Genomic DNA, 17,032 nt, shown 5'->3' on the forward strand with positions numbered 1-17,032 from the left:
GTGTCCTCCGTCGTGACTATCACTGACACCTCAGCTGCCTCTACCGTCGGCGCGCCGACCAGCAAGAGCGCGCCAGCCGAACAGACCTGGACTCCTCGGCTCTGGGGGGTCCTCGCGGTCCTGTGCGCCGTGTTGTTCCTGGACGGACTCGACGTCTCGATGGTCGGCGTCGCGCTGCCGTCCATCGGCACCGAGTTGGGCCTGTCCACGACGTCGCTGCAGTGGATCGTGAACGGTTACGTCCTCGGTTACGGCGGTCTGCTACTGCTTGGTGGACGCACCGCAGACCTGTTCGGGCGCCGAAAGGTATTCATCATCGCGATCGCTGTGTTCGCCGTGGCGTCGCTGATCGGTGGGCTCGTCAACAACGGTGCCCTGTTGATCGCCACCCGCTTCATCAAGGGCCTTGCCGCCGCGTTCACCGCGCCGACAGCTCTGTCCATCTTGACCACCACGTTCCAGGAGGGACCGGCGCGTAACCGGGCGCTGTCGGTGTTCTCGGTCTTCGGGGCCAGCGGCTACTCGTCCGGTCTGATCCTCGGCGGTCTGCTGACGGGCATCGGATGGCGCTGGACGTTCCTGATGCCGGTGCCTCTCGCCCTCATTGCGCTCGTCGCGGGTCTCGTGTTGATCCCGAAGGACCGGCCTGCGGCTGGTGGCGGCCACGACATCGTCGGAGCCGTGACGCTCACCGGTGGCATGCTGCTCGCTGTCTACGCGGTTGTCTCCGCGCCTGAACGTGGGTGGCTCGACCCCATCACGCTGGGGTTGGTCGCGTCGGCGGTGGTACTGCTGGCCGCCTTCTTCGTGACTGAGAACAAGGTGCGGCACCCGCTGATCCGGCTCGGCATCCTGCGGATCGGGTCGATCGTGCGAGCGAACCTGAGCATCATCGCCCTGTTCGGGTCGTACCTGAGCTTCCAGTTCATGATGACGCTCTACCTGCAGGACGTTCTCCACTGGTCGCCGCTGAAGATGGCGCTGGCGTTGCTGCCGGCCGGGCTCGTCGTGGCCGTCGGGTCCCCGTTCGTCGGGCAGCTGATCAACCGGTTCGGCACGGCCAAACTGATCATCAGCGCTCTGACGTCCCTGAGCCTCGGATATGCGTGGTTCCTGTTGACGGCGGGGAACACACCGAATTACCTGGTTTCGATTCTGCCGACGATGGTGCTGCTGGGCGGCGGCTTCGCGTTCGGGTTCAGCGCGATCATGGCGCAGGCGACGGAAGGGATCGACGACTCGGAACAGGGTCTGGCGTCCGGTCTCGTCCACACGTCGGCCCAGGTCGGTGCCGCCCTGGTCTTGGCGGTGGTTACGGTTCTGGTCGCGGACGGAACCGCGCCCGGTAGCGAGAACTTCGCCGAGTTCCACCCGGGGGCCAACCTGGTCAGCGTTGTTGCCGTGGTCGGCTTGATCCTGAACCTGGTGCCGCTTCTGGGCCGCTACCGTCCAAAGCACGCATAACCGGACCGACTGGCCACACGGGGACGCGCTCACCGCGAGCGCGTCCCCGTCTCATGTTCGGTCTGCCGGTAACTCTGAGGATGTCGTCCGAATCTGCGCCGTCACGTGGGAGGCGGATCCAGGCCTACGGTGTGTCGATGCCGTCGAGCGGCGTCGACGCTCAGCACATTGAAGTGTGGCGGGTCGGCGAGTGGCTGCTCCCTTTCCCACCTTGCGCCAAGCCCGCCGCGCGTATGCGCTTTGCGCCAGGGCGTTGCCCTCGCAGACCAGTGGTGTCGCCCGGTGCCTCGGTCGCCGAGACCATCCCGCCGGGTAGGGCGCCCGCGCTTCACAGATCACGACCATCGTGCAGGACGTTCCATGAAGCTTGAGATATACCGGTGGGATTCAGGCGTCCGAACGCTGTGGTCCGAGACCGACTTCTCGGGCGACGGTGTAAGTGGGCGCGCCGGTCATGCGCGGCTCTGCCTTACCGGACGGGCCTGCCAATGCTTCGTTGCCCCGGCCGTCCAGCAGTGTGTCGTGCAGGCGTACGCCATGCCCTGCCCGCCATTGCGGGGCGAGCGGACGGAATCACGACAGTGTCAGGAGCAGGGCTTGAAACTCGGGGGCGCCTTCCCAGGAGGTCGGAGACGTCCGAGTTCGGTCCATCCCCATCGGGCGTAGCGCCCTCTTGCTTCGGTATTGCCCGGTTCGACGAGCAGGGTCGCCCGTTCCTCGTTGCGCCCGGTGAGCAGCTCGTCGTGGAGGCCGCGCCCGATGCCTCGCCCACGCCACGGGGCGCGCACCATGAGCTCGGACAGCGCGAGCGTTCGGCTCCCCGTTTCCCGTATCGTCTCCTCGGCCAGGGGGGTCAACAGGCCCTGCCACCAGTGTGTGTCGGGTTGAAGTGAAAAGCCGTAGGCGTAGCCCACGATCTCCTCGCCATCGTGGGCCGTCACCAACTCCCAGCCTGGGGGCCGTCATGGGCCCGCTGAGCTGACGCCGATAGCGCTCTTCGCTGTGGAACACCGAGGCCTCTTGAGTGGCGTAGACCTCGCGCTCGATCACAACGAGTGTTTCGACTAGGGGACGTGCCTGCGAGGCCGTGTGGTGCAGAAACTGATCACGGCTGGTGCCTGCTTCCAAAGACCTGGTCGTACCGAGCACTCACCGCTCTGCTTCCTCGGCATTCCCCCCGGACACCTGTCTCACGCGAGCCCACTAGGTACTTGTGCGTTCTGGCTGGATGGACGTCGGCGGTGACCAGAACCACTTCCTGTATTACCAGAAGAAGTTGGGACGGCTGCCGAAGGCAGTACGGGTTTGGGCACGGTGGTGGTAAGTGCGTGACGGAAGTCGCGGACGGTCAGGGGTGCCGCTGTGCATGGAGGACGGCGTTCGGAATTGTGCGGCCGACTTCGGTGATCATTTGGGTTCGAGAGGCGGCGGGAGTCGTCTGGTAGCGGGTTGCCGCAACGATGGGTGTTTGATCAGGGTAGGAGTGGCTTTGATGTATACCGCCCAGTTCACCGGAAAGCGAGGAACCTAGGACGTGCGAAGGCGTTATCTCGTAGCCTGAATGTGCGACGACCAGGAGAGGCACGGCCTACGTCCGAGGATGGTATGCCCGATGCCATTGGTGTCCGGGTGGCACGTGCACGAAAGCGGCGCGGTCTCACACGGCATGGCCTGGCGCAGCGTGCTCGCTACTCCCGGTCCCATATCGCGCAGGTGGAGGCGGGGGCACGGGTTGTGCCCCGCCCGTCTTCGTTGCCGCGCCCTCTTTTGGGGCTGGATGTCTAATTAGGTGGCCGGAGGGAGGGCGGGTTTGGGTGCGGTGGTGGTGAGTACGTGGCGGAATTTGCGGACGGCCGGGTGGTGCCGCTGCTCTTGGGGGGCGGCGTTCAAACCCGTGCGGCCGACGGCGATGATCATTTGGGTTTGGCAGGCGGCAGGAGGTGGTGAGCTGTGTCGACGGGTTTTTGGCCTGGGTGGGTGTCCTGGTGCATATCGCTGGGTTCGCCGGAAGGCGAGGAATCTAGGACGTGCGAAGGCGTTGTCTCGTAGCCTGAATGTGCGACGACCAGGAGAGGCGCGGCCTATGTCTGAGGATGGTGGCTCCGATGCCATTGGTGTTCGGGTGGCACGTGCACGAAAGCGGCGTGGTCTCACCCAGCACGGTCTGGCGCAGCGTGCTCGCTACTCCCGGTCCCATATCGCGCAGGTGGAGGCGGGGGCACGGGTTGTGCCCCGCCCGTATTCGTTGCCGCGCCCTCTTTTGGTGCTGGATGTCTATTAGGTGGCCGGAGGGAGGGCGGGTTTGGGTGCGGTGGTGGTGAGTACGTGGCGGAATTCGCGGACGGCCGGGCGGTGCCGCTGTTCATAAGGGACGGCGTTCAGGACAGTGCGACCGACCTCGGTGATCATTTGGGTTCGGAAGGCGGCGGGGATCGTGTCGAGGATGATCGCGGCCTGCCTTACGCCCCGATCGATTCCGCCCTGTACCACTGTGCACAAAGCCTCGTGCAAGCGGACATTGGCGGCGTATTGGCGGTCGCCGCTGCGGGCCAGCACGAGGTCCCGCGCCCGGTCGGCCGCGGCCTCGTCGCCAGCGCCCGCGTGCACCCAGCTTTGAGCGAAATGGGCTTGGTCGTCGGTCCACAGGGTGGGGAGGATGCTGGTGGGCGCATCGGGTTCGCCGTAACCGACATAGCTGTTGAGCGCTTGAACTGCTTGATCATGCTGGCCGAGCAGGGTGAAAGCCTTGGCCCGGGTCCCGGCAAGGTCTGCCTTCCAGAATGACGCGCCGTCCCCGGCGATACGCTCAGCGGAGTGCGTAAGGGTCAATACCGTCCCGACGTCGCGCTGCCCATACAGCCCGACCCCGGCCTCTTCACAGCGAACCATCAGCCGTAGGTCCAGGTCGCCGCTGGAATCGGAGGCGGCGCGGGCTGTCCGCCACCAGCGAATGGCGGCGCCGTGGTCACCGAGCCGGGACAGCAGGTGGGCGTGCAGCATCGCCAGAGCTCCCTTGACCCTTTGCAACTCGGTCACGTCCCCGGCGGGGGCGGCGTCGAGCTGACGATCGAGGGCGAGGAGATCGATGACCAGGTCTTTGCGGGCCTGTGTGGCTGCTCGGGTCCGGAGCGCGTGGAGATGATCCACGCATGCTAGGTGCCAGTCGTCCAAATCGCGGGGTTCGGCCGTGAGGGCAAGGTCCGCCAGATGGCGAAGCGGCTCGGCGCCGAGAGTCGCCGTGCTCACCCCGAGCGCGGCCAAGAGTTGGAGCGCTGCGCGGCGTTTCACGTCGTCGTCATCTCCTGCGTGCGGGGGTGCCGATGTCTCAACGCTAACGCCGCGAGCGGTGACTGAGCCTAAACGCACGCCCGTGTGGTCCGCCGTCCTAGCGAGGGCCACGAGGTCGCCGTCCGCGTCTAGAAGATCATCGAGCTTGCGGACCAAGCTCTCGGAGGCAACTCTCTTGCCGCTGGCAAGCCGGGAGAGGTAGCCGCTGTTACACGGCACCCGCCGGGCCAGCTCGCGCTGACTGATTCCTCGCTCGGCCATGAGCGCGCGTAGCCGCTCCCCGAATGCCGCCATCGCCTTATCCGTTTCGTCCGGGATGACCCGCTGCCTGGTGGTGCCAGCTCCGCATGGCACCAGGCACCCTCTTCAACGCTAACGCCGGATGCGGTCGAGTGGAGGCCGAACGGTGTCTCCGGACACGCAGAACGACCCCGGGCGGTGTGTCGGCACCGTGCCCGGGGTCTGACCGGAAGTGAGGTCCCGGCTGTGAGAAAGGTAGCGAATTCGGCGCTGCCCGGTGACGCGGAAGTGTCGGTGGCTCTGGCGCGGTTGGGTGCTGCGCACGGGGACTGGGTGTTTCAGCATCTGCCGGTGGTGGAGCTGTCGTGGGAGGCGTTCCGGAAGAGCGATCGGTTCTGTGTCGGTGGGGGTGTGGGGTGGTTGCGTGCCGAGTCGGCGGAGCGGCTCGGCAGGCAGATCAGGGCGGTCGAGCGGGCGGAGGCCGAACTCGACGCCGAGGATGGCCGGTCTGACAAGGCGGGCGCCATGGACCCGGGCGTGCTGGAGGAGTTGACGCGGCTGCGCGCCGCACACCCCGGCTGGCGGATCGAGTACGCCGAAGGCAAGGGTGTCTCGTGGGTCGCCTCGCGTGACCGTGGTGACGAGTGGCTGGGTGGGCACACGGCGGCGGAGGCGCAGGACTCGGCCGGGCTGGCATCCCTCATCACGCAGGCCGTCTCGGTGTCCATCGCGCCCGGCGTGCGTGGTGGGGGGTGCGGTCGGTGAGTGGGACGAGGTACGCGCACGGTCACTGGACCGTTGAACAGTATCGGGCTCAGGCTGCCGCCGAGGTGGCGCGGCGATTCGGCGCGCTGGCGTGGTTCGGGGTCTACACCGGGCTGTGGTGGGCGATGGTCGACGGCCGGTGCCTGGTGCAGGCCACGGATCCGGAGAAGCTCGGCGAGCAGATCATGTCCGCTCGCATGTCCGCCCGGGGGTGGCGGCCGTGATGTCCCGGCAGGAGAAGCTGGAACGGCTGCGCGCGCAGTTCCCGGATTGGGACTTTCGATGGCATGAGGTCGAGCCGTCCTGGCACGCGAAGCGCAAGGTGGCCGACTACGTCGACCGGTCTGCCGTGTGCACCGAGGTTCGTGGGACCGATCCGAGCGAAGTGGCCGTGTTCCTGCTGTACGTCGTGGCCATCGAACCGGTCGAGCAGCCATGGCGGAGGGGAGACCATGACACCTCCGCCATGGCTTCCGCATGAGTAGCAGCGCGAGCATGATCGGACCTGGCCCAGGCATTGGCCACGGTCAGGCGGTTGAGGGGGACGAGATTGTGCCGGAGTCGCGGTATTGGCTGTGTCACCGCCAAGGCCCCGGAGCGGGTCGCTCAGCTCAGCAACATCATCACGAAGGCCGTCGCCCGGCGTCGTGGCGTCTGCGACGGACGAGCGGATCCGAGTGAGCCGGGGGGCGCCGTCGATCCCCGCCTGTCGACCGCGTTGCCCCTTTCAAGGTCACACTCTGAGGTGGCTGGGTGCGTCGTCCGTGATGACAGCACTGAACTGTCGCAGGTGTGGATCACCTGTCGGGAGGCCGGTCGTTGACGGCTGATGGATCAGCACCGCCTATCGACGGCGGAGTGGAAGCGGGCCCCCAAGCCGCTGCGCCGCCTACAAGATCGTCCCGGACCTTTGAGTAGGGGGTTCCTACCGGCAGGTCTCTAAGACATCGTGTGGGTGATTTGGCTGGTCGTGAAGTATCCGCTGCTTTGAAATCGCGTGGGTGTACTTCTGGATGCTGCACTCCCTGCTGCTCTGTTACTCAGCCTCGGCGGTTTTCGGGACGGTTTCTCGGTGGAACGCTGGCCGTTGGTCTCCATGGGCCCCTAGCCCGGATTGGGGCCCATGGAGTTTGGGTCCGTCGTTTGGCGGTGTCCTTCTGGTCGTGTTGAGCGGCTGGTGGGTGCGGCTGGTTGTGGTCGTTGGTTGGTTGTTTGAGGGCGGTTCTGGTGGGCTGGGTCGGTTACTTGGGGCGTTTCCAGAAGGGGCGGCGGGGGGTGCTTTCGCCGGCTTGGGAGGCGAGGAGCTGGAGGGTGCGGGTCCATAGGTCGTTGGTGGTGGCTTGGTCTGAGGTGGGGGTCAGGCGGCGTAGGTCGTCGCGGAGGTCGGTGAGGGGCTTGGCGTTCTGGTGCTGGGCTTCCATGCGTTGGACGATTGATTCGAGGTTGGGGAGAAGTTCGTTTATGAGGTGGTGGATGCGGTGGTCGTGGGTGTTGGGAACCTGGCGTAGGCGGGTGAGGATGTTCTTCAGTTCCTGTTGGAAGGCGGCGATGGGCGTCTGGGGGGTGGCGGACGGCGGTTTCGGCTTTGCGGTTCGTCTGCCGCGGGGTGCGCCGGAGGGGCGGGCGGGGGGTGCGGCGCCGTAGGCCGGTGGTGGGCCGCCGGGGGATGGGGGTGGGGTGGCTGTGAGGGGTGCTGGGGCGGGGGAGAAGGCGGCGGGCATCGCCATGGGGGCGGCCGCTGCCGGGGCGGCCCAGCCTTGGGGCATTTCCACTGGCTGGATGACCTGGTGTGGGGTGTCGCCGGTGGTGACCACGCGGTCGTCTACGGCCACGAATGCGGTGAAGCGGCACAGGACGCCGAAGCGGAGTGAGGTGTCGATGATGCGTTGTTCGAGGGTGTCGGGGCCGCCTGCCGTGTAGCGATCTTCTAGGTCGCGGAGGTGGGCGCGGGCCCAGATGGATCGGGTGGCGGGGGCCTTGGTGACGGTGGGTGTGGCTTGTTGTTCCCAGGTGTGTCCAGTGGATGTGGTGCCTCGGATGGTGAGGGAGCCGGAGGGGGTGCCGCGGTAGCGGCCGGCGATCAGCAGTGGGACGCCGGGGAAGAGGGCGCCGAGCCTGGCGGGGGCCACTGAGTCGGGGATGATTTCCAGGTTTTCGGGGTGGAGGGTGAGGTGCGTGGCGAGGGGTGCGGTGATTCGGTGGTGGATCGACTCCATGGCCTCGTCCAGGCGGTCTTCGGACTCGACGAGTTCACAGCGGCCTTGGCCGATGGTCGCTAGTCGGTTCAGGAAGCCTGCGTTGACGGCTCGATCTATGCCGACCGTGTGGACGCGGACGCCACGGAGTTGAGGTTCCAGGTGGGCGAGGAGTTGGTCTTCGTTGCCGACCTGGCCGTCGGTGATCAGGACCAGTACGCGATCGCTTGTGGAGTCGGCCAGGAGGCGGCAGGCCTCGTCTAGCGGGGACAGCATTTCGGTACCGCCGCGTGCCTCCAGTGTCGCCAGGTGTTCGACCGCGCGGAAGCGGTTGCGGTCGGTGGCGTTCACCAGGCCGGGGGAGAGGTCGCGGGGGCGTTCGATGACAGTGTCGAAGGAGAGGACGGCGAAACGGTCGTCGGTGTGGAGGGTGTCGACGATGCGGGCGGCGGCGCGGCGGGCGGCGACCATCTTCCAGCCGTGCATGCTGCCGGATCGGTCGAGGACGAGCACGACGTCGCGTGGGCTCGGATGAGTCTCGCCGGAGGGGAGCACGGTGAGGTTGAACGTTCCTTCTTGGCCTGAGTCGTCTGGGACGAGGGTGAGGGCCGCGCTCTCCTGTGCGGCGAAGTCGAGGCGGAGGATGAAGTCGCGGTCGAGACGGTCGCCCGGCGCGAGTCGTACGGTCGTGGTTTCGTCGTCCTTGGTCTCGGTCACCACGTGCAGGGCTGAGCGGAGCTGGATCAGTGGGAGCCCGGCTGCGTTGATGTCGACGGTGATGGCCAGCGAGACCGGGTTGGGGAAGCCCGGGAGGAGGACGGGTGGGCTGATTCGGGAGGCGTCCGGGACGGCGTCGGTGTCGTCGGCTACTCCTGAGCCGGTGCGTTCACCCTCCAGGGGGGCTCCGGGGATATAGCGGGGGGCGACGACCAGGGGGAGGCGGAATGTGGCGCTGGTCGTCGACTCGTGGGGGAGGGGCTGGTCGAGATTCAGCCTGACTGTCACGCGTTCGCCCGGCAGGATGTTGCCGACCCGCATGGTGAAGACGTCGGGACGGTCTTCTTCGGCGATGGCGGCGCGCTGCCCGGAGGCGATCGCGGTGTCGTAGTCCTGTCTGGCCTGGGAGCGTTCCTTCAGGGTTCCTTCGATGACGCGGTCGGCGGCCTCCAGGCGTAGTGCGGTGACGGCGCCTCGGTCGGGCAGCGGGAAGACGTAGGTGGCTTCCAGTGGGATGTCGTGGGGGTTGTGGAAGCCCTGGATGATTTCCACTCCGGCGGCCAGGCCGGTGATCGTGGCGTGTATGTCGACGGAGTCGAGCGGCAGGTTGCCCTTTTCGGTGCTGAGCGCGCCCAGACCGTGGTCGGGGTCGGAGGGCTCGGTGTCGGGTAGCGGCAGGATGCGCACGGTCACTGGGACCTCCGGGTGGGACGGGCGGACTGGGACGTGGGGTTTTCCGAGGCACTGATGAGACCGCGCCGCCGCAGTTCTTGGAGAAGCGGGCGCGCGGCGTTCTCGATGGCGGCCAGGTCGTCGCCGTTCAGGACGGGAACGTCCAGAAGGAGGGTGAGGTCGGGGGCGAGCCTTACTCCCTGGACGACCGGTGGGGGCGGCTCGCCGTAGTCGTCGGACAGGGCTGCCTGGCGAAATGACACGTCAGGACGCGCGTTCCAGAAGTTGGGGCGGGAGGGCTTGTCCGTTCGGTCGGACGGTGGGGCTGAGGCGGCGGGTGGCGCTGGGGCGGCGGCGGGTGGGGTTGGGAGGGCGGCGATTCGTTGCAGGGTCTCGTCGGTGGCGGTGGCGAGCTCTACCTGGATCTCGGCTATGGAGCGGCCGGTGGCCTGGCGTCGCTTCACGGCGACCAGTTGCAGGAGGTGGCGACGGCCGTAGAGGGCGGTTCGGCCGCGGCGGCCCAGGGGCGGGTCGATGAGGCCGATGGTGGTGTACCAGCGGATCAGTCGTGCGTTGGGCAGGTCGCGTACCCGGCCGCTGACCTGCGTGGACCCGTCCGCAGAGAGCGCCGCGGCGGCGTGTTCCGCCAGCTCGCCGATCGTCCAGGTGCCGTCCATGAGGAGATGGTGACACTGTCATCGTGACAGTGTCAAGGTGGATTGGAGATCGACTTGGCGATCGGTGGGGTGGGCGGGCGTCGGGGGTGTGTGTCGGTGGCAATTGTGGGGGAATTGTCGGCTAGTGACGTATATAATTGATTGGTTGAGGAGATATTGTCCTGGTTGGTGGAGTGTGGCCGCCTTGTGGGTGGGGCTGTGGCGGTGGCCTTACGTGACATTCTAGGAAAAGGTGTGAGGAAGGGTAAGAATGGGGTTCGGTATCCTGGATCGGTCTCTTGAATTGGTCGGTGAAGAGCGCTCGAAGCCTTTATTTTCTGGGGTATGAGCGACCGTCTTCTGGTCGAGGCGTTGCGTGAGCGCGACCCCGATGCCCCCGCCGCCATGTATGACGCCCATGCCGAACGTCTGTACTCCTACTGCTGGTTTCAGTTGCGTTGCCGGGACGCGGCGCAGGTGGCGTTGCGTGACACGTTCATCGTGGCCGAGGCGCACATCGGCAGACTGCGTGACCCGGAACGGTTCGGCGCATGGCTCTACGCCCTGGCCCGGGTGGAGTGCGCGCGTCGGTTGCCGCCCGAGGGGCAGTCGCCGGACATGCCGGTCGCCAGTCATGACCAGGATGACGTCGATCAACGCGTTGTGGCATGGCAGGCGGTTCGCTCGCTGTCGGCAACCTCACGGGAAATTCTGGATCTGAGGGTCCGGCACAAGCTGTCCATAACTGATCTGGCCGCCGTGTTCGACGTGTCGTCGAAGGATGCTCAGGAAGCGCTCGACAAGGCGCACGCTGAGTTGGAAGAGGCGTTGACGGCGGAGATACTCGCGCACCAGGGTCCTTACGGCTGTGCTGAGCGTGCCCGGTTGCTTCGGGAGCGGAGGGAGGGCTTCGACCGCGAGCTGAACGGTCGGTTGATGCGGCATGCGGGTGAGTGTTCCGTCTGCGGAGCGTTCCGTCCCCGGACGGTTTCGGCCGCCAAGGTGTACGGGCTTCTACCGGAGGCCCGTCCGGCGGCGGAACTGCGGCTTCGGGTCATGAACTGCTTCTTCGACCCGGAACTCGTCGGGTACCAGGTCTTTGTCGCGACACGGCTCACCGCCTTCGCGGCTGATGGCTTCCCGGTCCAGTCCAGGCGACCGGTACGGCCGCTCAGGGCTTCGTGTCCTGTCTGGCTGCGTCTGGTGCGTACGGGAGCCCGGTTGGTGGGGACGTCCTTGGACGAGGACGTTCCCCGACCGACGGGTCTTGGAGCCCAGGCAGTACGGATCGTCGCGGTACTGGTGGTCATGGCCGTCGCCTCTGCGGCGGCGATCGCTTTCATGTTCGGGCTGTCCAGTACGGGTGGGCGCGACGCGGACACACTCGCTGGTCCGCGACCGACCGTGGTTCCCGGAATTTCGCAGCGGCCTGAGACTGCACGACCGTCTCCGGACCATCCGGAAGCAGTCGGGCACCTTGACCTCGCTCCGGTCTCCGCCACGTTCCCGTTGGGGGCGCGGGTGTCGTCCGCGCCGCCTACGGCACTCCAAGAGTCGCCACCACCTTCTGGAGTTGCGGTCGAGCCGTCTGGATCCGTCCAGAAGGGCACGCTGGGGGTTTCTCCGCTCTACGTTGACCTGGCGGGGGAGTCGAGTGGGTCCGTTCAACTGCGAGCTGTGGGTGGAACTGTGTCGTGGGCGGCGAAGAGCCGTGGGCCTCTTCGAGTGGATCCGGCGGCGGGACGACTCTCAGCTGGGAAGGGCGTGACCGTGCGGGTGCAGGTTTCGCGCCGGCCGGACTCTCGTGGGGAGGGAGTCATCACATTCTCCCCGGGCGGGGTCCATGTGCATGTTGCTTGGCGACCCAAGGCGGCGGGGCCGCGGCCGGAGCCGACGCCCTCGCCGACGCCCACGGATTCCGGTTCTGGTGGTTCGCCCACACCGTCCGCCACTCATCGGCCGGGTGAGGCGACGCCCTCCAGTACGGAGCCTCCGTCCTCTCCGGAGCCGCCGCCCGCCGAATCGCCGCTCGCGAGTGACGGACCCGCTCCGCCGCCTTCCAGTCCTTGAGAGGGCGGCGCGGTGTACTTGCCGTTGGTCGAGTCGACTACGTTCCGTAGGTGATCTTTTGCGCTAGGTGGTAGGGGCCGTGGGGAGGACGTGCTCATGGCATCTGGTGCGACAGAGACCGGCCGAGTGTTCTCGACCCTCTTTCGTGGTGCGGCGCTGCGGCGGTTCGCCTTCTCTGTGGGACTTGCCGTGGGTGTGGGCGTGGTGTCACCGGTCACGTGCTCCGGTGCCGCCCTCGCCGATCCGTCGCCCAGTTCTCGCGATGTCGAACGGAGCGAGAACCGCGTCAGGGAGCGGGCTGCCGAGGTCGGTCGGACGAAGGTCCTGCTCGCGCAGGCGGACGGTGAACTGGACCGGCTCACCGTTGCCGCCGAGGCCGCGATAGAGCGCTATCACGGTGAGCGGCTCAAGCTGCAACGTGCCCGAGAGGCATACGCGGAGAACCAGGTGCGGGTGGTGGGCGCCGACCGGAGGATGGAGGAGACGCGAGGGGAGCTTGCGTCCTTCGCGGCACAGGTTTATCAGGGCGGGATCGGCCCCGGGCGGATGCCGTCGGCGCTCGCCGGACACGGTGGCCCGCAGGGTTACATGGATCGTGCCGTGATGGTCGAGATGGTCGCCCGACGTCGGGCGGCTGTGGTGGAGCGTGTGCGGGCGTCCCGGATCGTCGCCGACGTGTTTCGCCGCCAAGCCCAGGTCGCGTTCGTCGAGCAGAGTGCCGCGACGAAGCGCGCGGACGAGGCCAAACGGGCCGCTCAGGACGCGGTGGACAGGCAGCGGGCGGCCGTGCAACGGATCGAGGCGGAGAAACGGCGGCTGGAGGGGCGGCTCGGGCGGGCGCAGGCTCATGCGGCCCGGGTCAAGCGTGCGCGGGAACGGGCGTTGGAGAAGGCGGTAGCTCGTAAGGTGCGTGCGGAGTTCGCTGGTTCAGAGCCGTCCTCCGCGGCGGTGCGCGGTGCGGTCGCGGTGCGGGCGGCACTGGAGTGGCTTGGAACTCCGTACTCGTGGGGTGGCGGAACGATCGACGGTCCGAGTCATGGAGTGGCACAGGGCGCGGGAACAGTGGGCTTCGACTGCTCTGGTCTGGTCATGTACGCGTGGCACAAGGCGGGTGTACGGCTCGACCACTGGACCGGTACTCAGTGGACGTCCGGGCCGCACGTTCCCGTCGACGACTTGCGCCGGGGCGACCTGGTCTTCTTCGCCAAGGACACGTCCGATCCCGGCACGATCCACCATGTGGGCCTCTACCTGGGTAGGGGCCGGATGGTCGAGGCGCCCTTCAGCGGTGGGCGCGTGCGCGTGTCCAGCATCTACCGAGGGGACCTGATCGGTGCGACCCGTCCGGCGGGCTGAAGCGCACCCCGAACATCGGGAAGGGTGCGTGCCCCCAGGACGACGAGAACCCTTCCGCAAGAACGTTCATGCGGAAGGGTTCTGCGTGAGCCCTGTCGCTGTAAGCCGTTTCGCTGCGAGTCGTGTCGCTTGGGCGCGGGAGCGGAGTCAGCGCCGTCCACGGGTCCCGGCTCGTCGCGTCTGTATCGGTCCAGCGGATCGGAGGCGGACCGTCGACCGGGCGCGGCGTCGCCTTGGGTGGGTCGCTTCGGTCACGGTCATCGGTCAGTGGCCGCCCAGGTCCGCCGCGCGCTTGAGGGAACGCTCGATCTCCTGCTCGGCCTCGACGCGTCCCACCCAGCTCGCGCCCTCCACGGACTTGCCCGGCTCCAGGTCCTTGTAGACCTCGAAGAAGTGCTGGATCTCCAGGCGGTCGAACTCGGCGACGTGGTGGATGTCGCGCATGTGCTCCATGCGGGGGTCGGTCGCGGGCACGCAGAGGACCTTGTCGTCACCACCGGCCTCGTCGGTCATCCGGAACATGCCGACCGCCCGGCAGCGGATGAGGCAGCCGGGGAACGTCGGCTCCTGCAGGAGGACCAGCGCGTCCAGGGGGTCGCCGTCCTCCCCGAGGGTGTGTTCGATGAACCCGTAGTCGGCGGGGTACTGCGTCGAGGTGAAGAGCATGCGGTCGAGACGGATGCGACCGGTCTCGTGGTCCACCTCGTACTTGTTCCGCTGGCCCTTCGGGATCTCAATGGTGACGTCGAAATCCAAGATGTCCTCCGCTCCCTGCACGCGGGCAGTGAATAGTCTTTCGGGAGCCCGTGGGCGAGGCCGTCCCCACAGGTGAGTGTTTCCCTTATATAAGGATGTCGCACGTTGGTGAGTGCTGAGTGGGAGAGGGGTGGTCACGTCCCCGGACGGGCCCGTGCCCTCGCGGTCATGTCGCTGTCCCTCCTTAACGTTTTCGCTGTTGCCGCCGGTTTGGCAGTGGTGAAACTCACACCGGATCGACGCCTGTCCCCGCAGCCGCCCGGCGTCGCCGCACGTGACCTCGTTCCGGCCCCGCGGGCGGCGGTGCTCTCGGCGACCGACCCGGCGTCCGGTTCGGCACCGAACGCGGCCACCCTGGGCGGGCGGCTCTCAGCCCTGATCGGTGGTCCGAGCGCGAAGCTCAACGCCGTGGTCATCGATGTGGCCGACCGCCGTCCCCTGTTCGAGTGGCGTGCGGACCGGCCGGCGACCCCCGCCTCGACGACGAAGCTCGTGACCGCGGCGGCGGCGCTGGCGTCGGTCGGCCCCGCCCACAGGATCACCACGCAGGTCGTGCGCGGTGCCGGTGGCGAGATCGTACTGGTCGGGGGCGGGGACCCGACATTGACGGCCCTTCCGACACGCCCCAACGCGGGGCATCCGCCCTACGCGTCGCTTCGGGAGTTGGCCAGGCAGACGGCCACCGCGCTGAAGGGGACGGGTGTGGGACGAGTGCGTGTTGACTTCGACACGTCCGCGTACCAGGGGCCCACCACGGCCGCGGGGTGGAAACCCAACTATCTGCCAGATGGCGAAGTCGCACCTGTCACGGCACTGATGGTCGACAAAGGACGCGCTGCCCCGTTCGACCCGTCCAAGAAGACGCGGGTGCCCGATCCGGCCCTAGTGGCGGCGAGACAGTTCGCGCGGTTGCTGGCCCAGTACGGGGTCGGCGCGAAGGTCGGACGGAGCACGGTCGCGCCGAAGGGAGCCGAGCGTGTCGGCGCCGTCCAGTCACCGCCGATGTCGGCGTTGGTGGAGCACCTGCTGACCGACAGTGACAACGATGTGGCGGAGGCGGTGGCCAGGCAGGTCGCCCTGAAGCAGGGGCGGCCGATGTCGTTCGTTGGTGCCACTCAGGCCGTCCAGCAGGTTCTTGCGCGGCTGGGCGTCACGGCAGGGATCGTCGTGAACGACGGCAGTGGCCTTTCGACGCGCAATCGGATCTCGCCGATCGCGCTGGCCCGTCTCGTGTCGATCGCCGCCGGTCAGGACCGTCCGGAGCTTCGTTCGGTCATCACGGGCATGCCGGTGGCGGGGTTCTCGGGAACGCTCGGACCGCCCCGCTACACCGGTGCGACGAGCCGCGCGGGAGCCGGGGTCGTGCGCGCCAAGACGGGCACCCTGGCGGGGGTCAGCACGCTCGCCGGGCTGGCGCATGACGCGAACGGACGGTTGCTGGCGTTCGCCTTCATGGCGGGAGACGGCAAGGGGCAGGTCGACCCCGGGAAGCTGGACCAGCTCGCGTCCGCACTGGCGACCTGTGGGTGCAACTGACTCAGATCGTTCGCTCGACGGCGTCCACAAGGTACTGGCGTGGAGTGTGGGCAGGCCCGTACGGGAGATAACCAGGACGGTTGTTCGTTGAACGACTGAGCAGGGGCGCTCCGGCGCCGTCTCCGAACGTACGGTGGAGTACATGAGCGCCTCAATGATCGACTGGAACGTGGCAGTTCAGGCCGGAACCCGGCTTGTCAGGCCCGGCCCGCAGGTCAGCCATGCCGAGGCCCGTGAGGTCGTGGCGGAGCTGCGTGAGCTGTCGAAGGTCGCGCACGGGCATGTCCGGGACTTCACCGGCCTGGCATCCGAGCTCGATCCCGCCCCGGCGACGATCGTGGACCGGCCCGGCTGGATCCGCGCGAACGTGGACGGTTTCCGTGTGGTGCTCGAACCGCTCATGGAGCAGATGTCCCAGCGGCGTGGGCCGGGTGCCTTCGGCGGGGCGGGCAACGTCGTCGTCCAGGCTGTGGGCTCGCGCGTCACCGGCATGCAAGTAGGGGCCATCCTCGCCTACATGGCCAGCCGTGTGCTGGGCCAGTACGAGTTGTTCCTGCCGCCGGACCCGTCAGGGCACGCGCCGACCGGACGGCTGACCCTGGTCGCGCCGAACATCGTCCATGTCGAGCAGGAACTCGGCGTGGAGGCGCACGACTTCCGGCTGTGGGTGTGCCTGCATGAGGAGACCCATCGCGCCCAGTTCACCGGTGTCCCCTGGTTGCGCGAGTACGTGCAGGAGCAGATGACCGAGTTCCTTCTCGCGTCCGACCTCGACCCGGGTGTGATGCTGGAGCGCATCCGGGACGCGGCCGAAGCGGTCGCGGACGCCGTACGTGGGGGCGACGCCAACCTCATCGACGCGATCCAGTCGCCGGAACAGCGCGCGATCCTCGATCGCCTCACGGCGGTGATGACCCTCGTCGAGGGGCACGGCGACTACGTCATGGACGCGGTCGGCCCGGAGGTCGTCCCGTCCGTTCAGCAGATTCGCTCACGTTTCCAGGGGCGGCGTGACGGCGGCTCCAAGCTGGACAAGACGATCCGGCGTCTGCTCGGCATCGACCTCAAGATGAAGCAGTACGCGGAAGGATCGCGGTTCGTCCGCAGGGTCGTCGCCGAAGTGGGGATGAGCGGCTTCAACCAGGTGTGGCAGTCCTCGGAGACGCTCCCCACCCATGACGAGATCAAGGAGCCGACCCTCTGGATCGAGCGGGTCGTCGGTCCGCGCGCCATCGATGCGCCCCCCAAGGCCAACGAGGCCTGAGCGGGGGAGCGGGGGAGCGGGAGCAGAATCAGGGCGCCGTGGTGATATGGATT

15 protein-coding genes are annotated in these 17,032 nt (G+C 67.4%); 10 read left to right on the top strand and 5 right to left on the bottom strand.

Going from position 1 to position 17,032, the window contains the following annotated elements; genetic code table 11:
* A complete protein-coding gene (locus tag BZB76_RS25555) occupies window positions 1–1,464 on the top strand; it encodes an MFS transporter (RefSeq protein ID WP_246007208.1) in 1,464 nt (487 codons plus the stop codon).
* Between the two features lie 584 nt (window positions 1,465–2,048).
* On the opposite strand, the gene BZB76_RS25565 is transcribed toward BZB76_RS25555, so the two are convergent.
* Window positions 2,049–2,405 carry a GNAT family N-acetyltransferase gene (locus tag BZB76_RS25565; protein WP_170180751.1) on the bottom strand — a complete coding sequence of 119 codons (357 nt, stop codon included), beginning with the start codon at window positions 2,403–2,405 and terminating at the stop codon, window positions 2,049–2,051.
* Between the two features lie 664 nt (window positions 2,406–3,069).
* Between BZB76_RS25565 and BZB76_RS25570 the strand changes: the two genes are divergently transcribed.
* Window positions 3,070–3,249, top strand: coding sequence for a helix-turn-helix domain-containing protein (locus BZB76_RS25570; protein WP_121436993.1), 180 nt, complete (start codon window positions 3,070–3,072; stop codon window positions 3,247–3,249).
* A gap of 298 nt (window positions 3,250–3,547) precedes the next feature.
* On the top strand, window positions 3,548–3,745 hold the full coding sequence (locus BZB76_RS25575) for a helix-turn-helix domain-containing protein (RefSeq protein WP_121436994.1): 198 nt from the start codon (window positions 3,548–3,550) through the stop codon (window positions 3,743–3,745).
* On the opposite strand, the gene BZB76_RS25580 is transcribed toward BZB76_RS25575, so the two are convergent.
* A complete protein-coding gene (locus BZB76_RS25580; RefSeq protein ID WP_121436995.1) occupies window positions 3,742–5,046 on the bottom strand; it encodes a helix-turn-helix domain-containing protein in 1,305 nt (434 codons plus the stop codon). The two genes, BZB76_RS25575 and BZB76_RS25580, sit on opposite strands and share 4 nt — an antisense overlap.
* Before the next feature lie 279 nt (window positions 5,047–5,325).
* Here BZB76_RS25580 and BZB76_RS25585 point away from each other — a divergent pair, with 279 nt between their 5' ends.
* The 3 genes from BZB76_RS25585 to BZB76_RS25590 all read left to right on the top strand — a co-directional run bounded on the left by BZB76_RS25585 (window position 5,326) and on the right by BZB76_RS25590 (window position 6,238).
* Window positions 5,326–5,757, top strand: coding sequence for a hypothetical protein (locus BZB76_RS25585; RefSeq protein ID WP_147449542.1), 432 nt, complete (start codon window positions 5,326–5,328; stop codon window positions 5,755–5,757).
* A gap of 65 nt (window positions 5,758–5,822) precedes the next feature.
* Window positions 5,823–5,981: a hypothetical protein gene (locus tag BZB76_RS34945; RefSeq protein ID WP_170180752.1), complete on the top strand. Its 159-nt coding sequence runs from the start codon at window positions 5,823–5,825 to the stop codon at window positions 5,979–5,981.
* Complete coding sequence (locus BZB76_RS25590; protein WP_147449543.1) at window positions 5,981–6,238, top strand: hypothetical protein; 258 nt, start codon at window positions 5,981–5,983, stop codon at window positions 6,236–6,238. The genes BZB76_RS34945 and BZB76_RS25590 overlap by 1 nt, the downstream gene beginning before the upstream one ends.
* Window positions 6,239–6,998: 760 nt before the next feature.
* Here BZB76_RS25590 and BZB76_RS25595 read toward each other — a convergent pair.
* Window positions 6,999–9,362, bottom strand: a complete 2,364-nt coding sequence (locus BZB76_RS25595; RefSeq protein ID WP_121436998.1) for a VIT domain-containing protein — start codon at window positions 9,360–9,362, stop codon at window positions 6,999–7,001.
* Window positions 9,359–10,018, bottom strand: a complete 660-nt coding sequence (locus tag BZB76_RS25600) for a MerR family transcriptional regulator (protein WP_121436999.1) — start codon at window positions 10,016–10,018, stop codon at window positions 9,359–9,361. Before BZB76_RS25600 ends, BZB76_RS25595 begins: the two co-directional genes overlap by 4 nt.
* A gap of 324 nt (window positions 10,019–10,342) precedes the next feature.
* Here BZB76_RS25600 and BZB76_RS34320 point away from each other — a divergent pair, with 324 nt between their 5' ends.
* On the top strand, window positions 10,343–12,067 hold the full coding sequence (locus BZB76_RS34320; protein WP_147449544.1) for an RNA polymerase sigma factor: 1,725 nt from the start codon (window positions 10,343–10,345) through the stop codon (window positions 12,065–12,067).
* A gap of 204 nt (window positions 12,068–12,271) precedes the next feature.
* On the top strand, window positions 12,272–13,423 hold the full coding sequence (locus tag BZB76_RS25610; RefSeq protein ID WP_246007209.1) for a C40 family peptidase: 1,152 nt from the start codon (window positions 12,272–12,274) through the stop codon (window positions 13,421–13,423).
* Window positions 13,424–13,687: 264 nt separating this feature from the next.
* Here BZB76_RS25610 and BZB76_RS25615 read toward each other — a convergent pair whose 3' ends face one another.
* Window positions 13,688–14,179, bottom strand: a complete 492-nt coding sequence (locus tag BZB76_RS25615; protein ID WP_117404483.1) for an inorganic diphosphatase — start codon at window positions 14,177–14,179, stop codon at window positions 13,688–13,690.
* A gap of 219 nt (window positions 14,180–14,398) precedes the next feature.
* On the opposite strand from BZB76_RS25615, the gene dacB reads away from it, so the two are divergent.
* Window positions 14,399–15,715 carry a D-alanyl-D-alanine carboxypeptidase/D-alanyl-D-alanine endopeptidase gene (gene dacB / locus BZB76_RS25620; RefSeq protein WP_246007210.1) on the top strand — a complete coding sequence of 439 codons (1,317 nt, stop codon included), beginning with the start codon at window positions 14,399–14,401 and terminating at the stop codon, window positions 15,713–15,715.
* A 154-nt stretch (window positions 15,716–15,869) separates the two neighbouring features.
* Window positions 15,870–16,979: a zinc-dependent metalloprotease gene (locus BZB76_RS25625; RefSeq protein WP_121437002.1), complete on the top strand. Its 1,110-nt coding sequence runs from the start codon at window positions 15,870–15,872 to the stop codon at window positions 16,977–16,979.
* Window positions 16,980–17,032 lie beyond the last annotated feature (53 nt).

The sequence above is a fragment of the Actinomadura pelletieri DSM 43383 genome, from assembly GCF_003634705.1.
GTDB classification, from domain to species: Bacteria; Actinomycetota; Actinomycetes; order Streptosporangiales; family Streptosporangiaceae; genus Spirillospora; species Spirillospora pelletieri.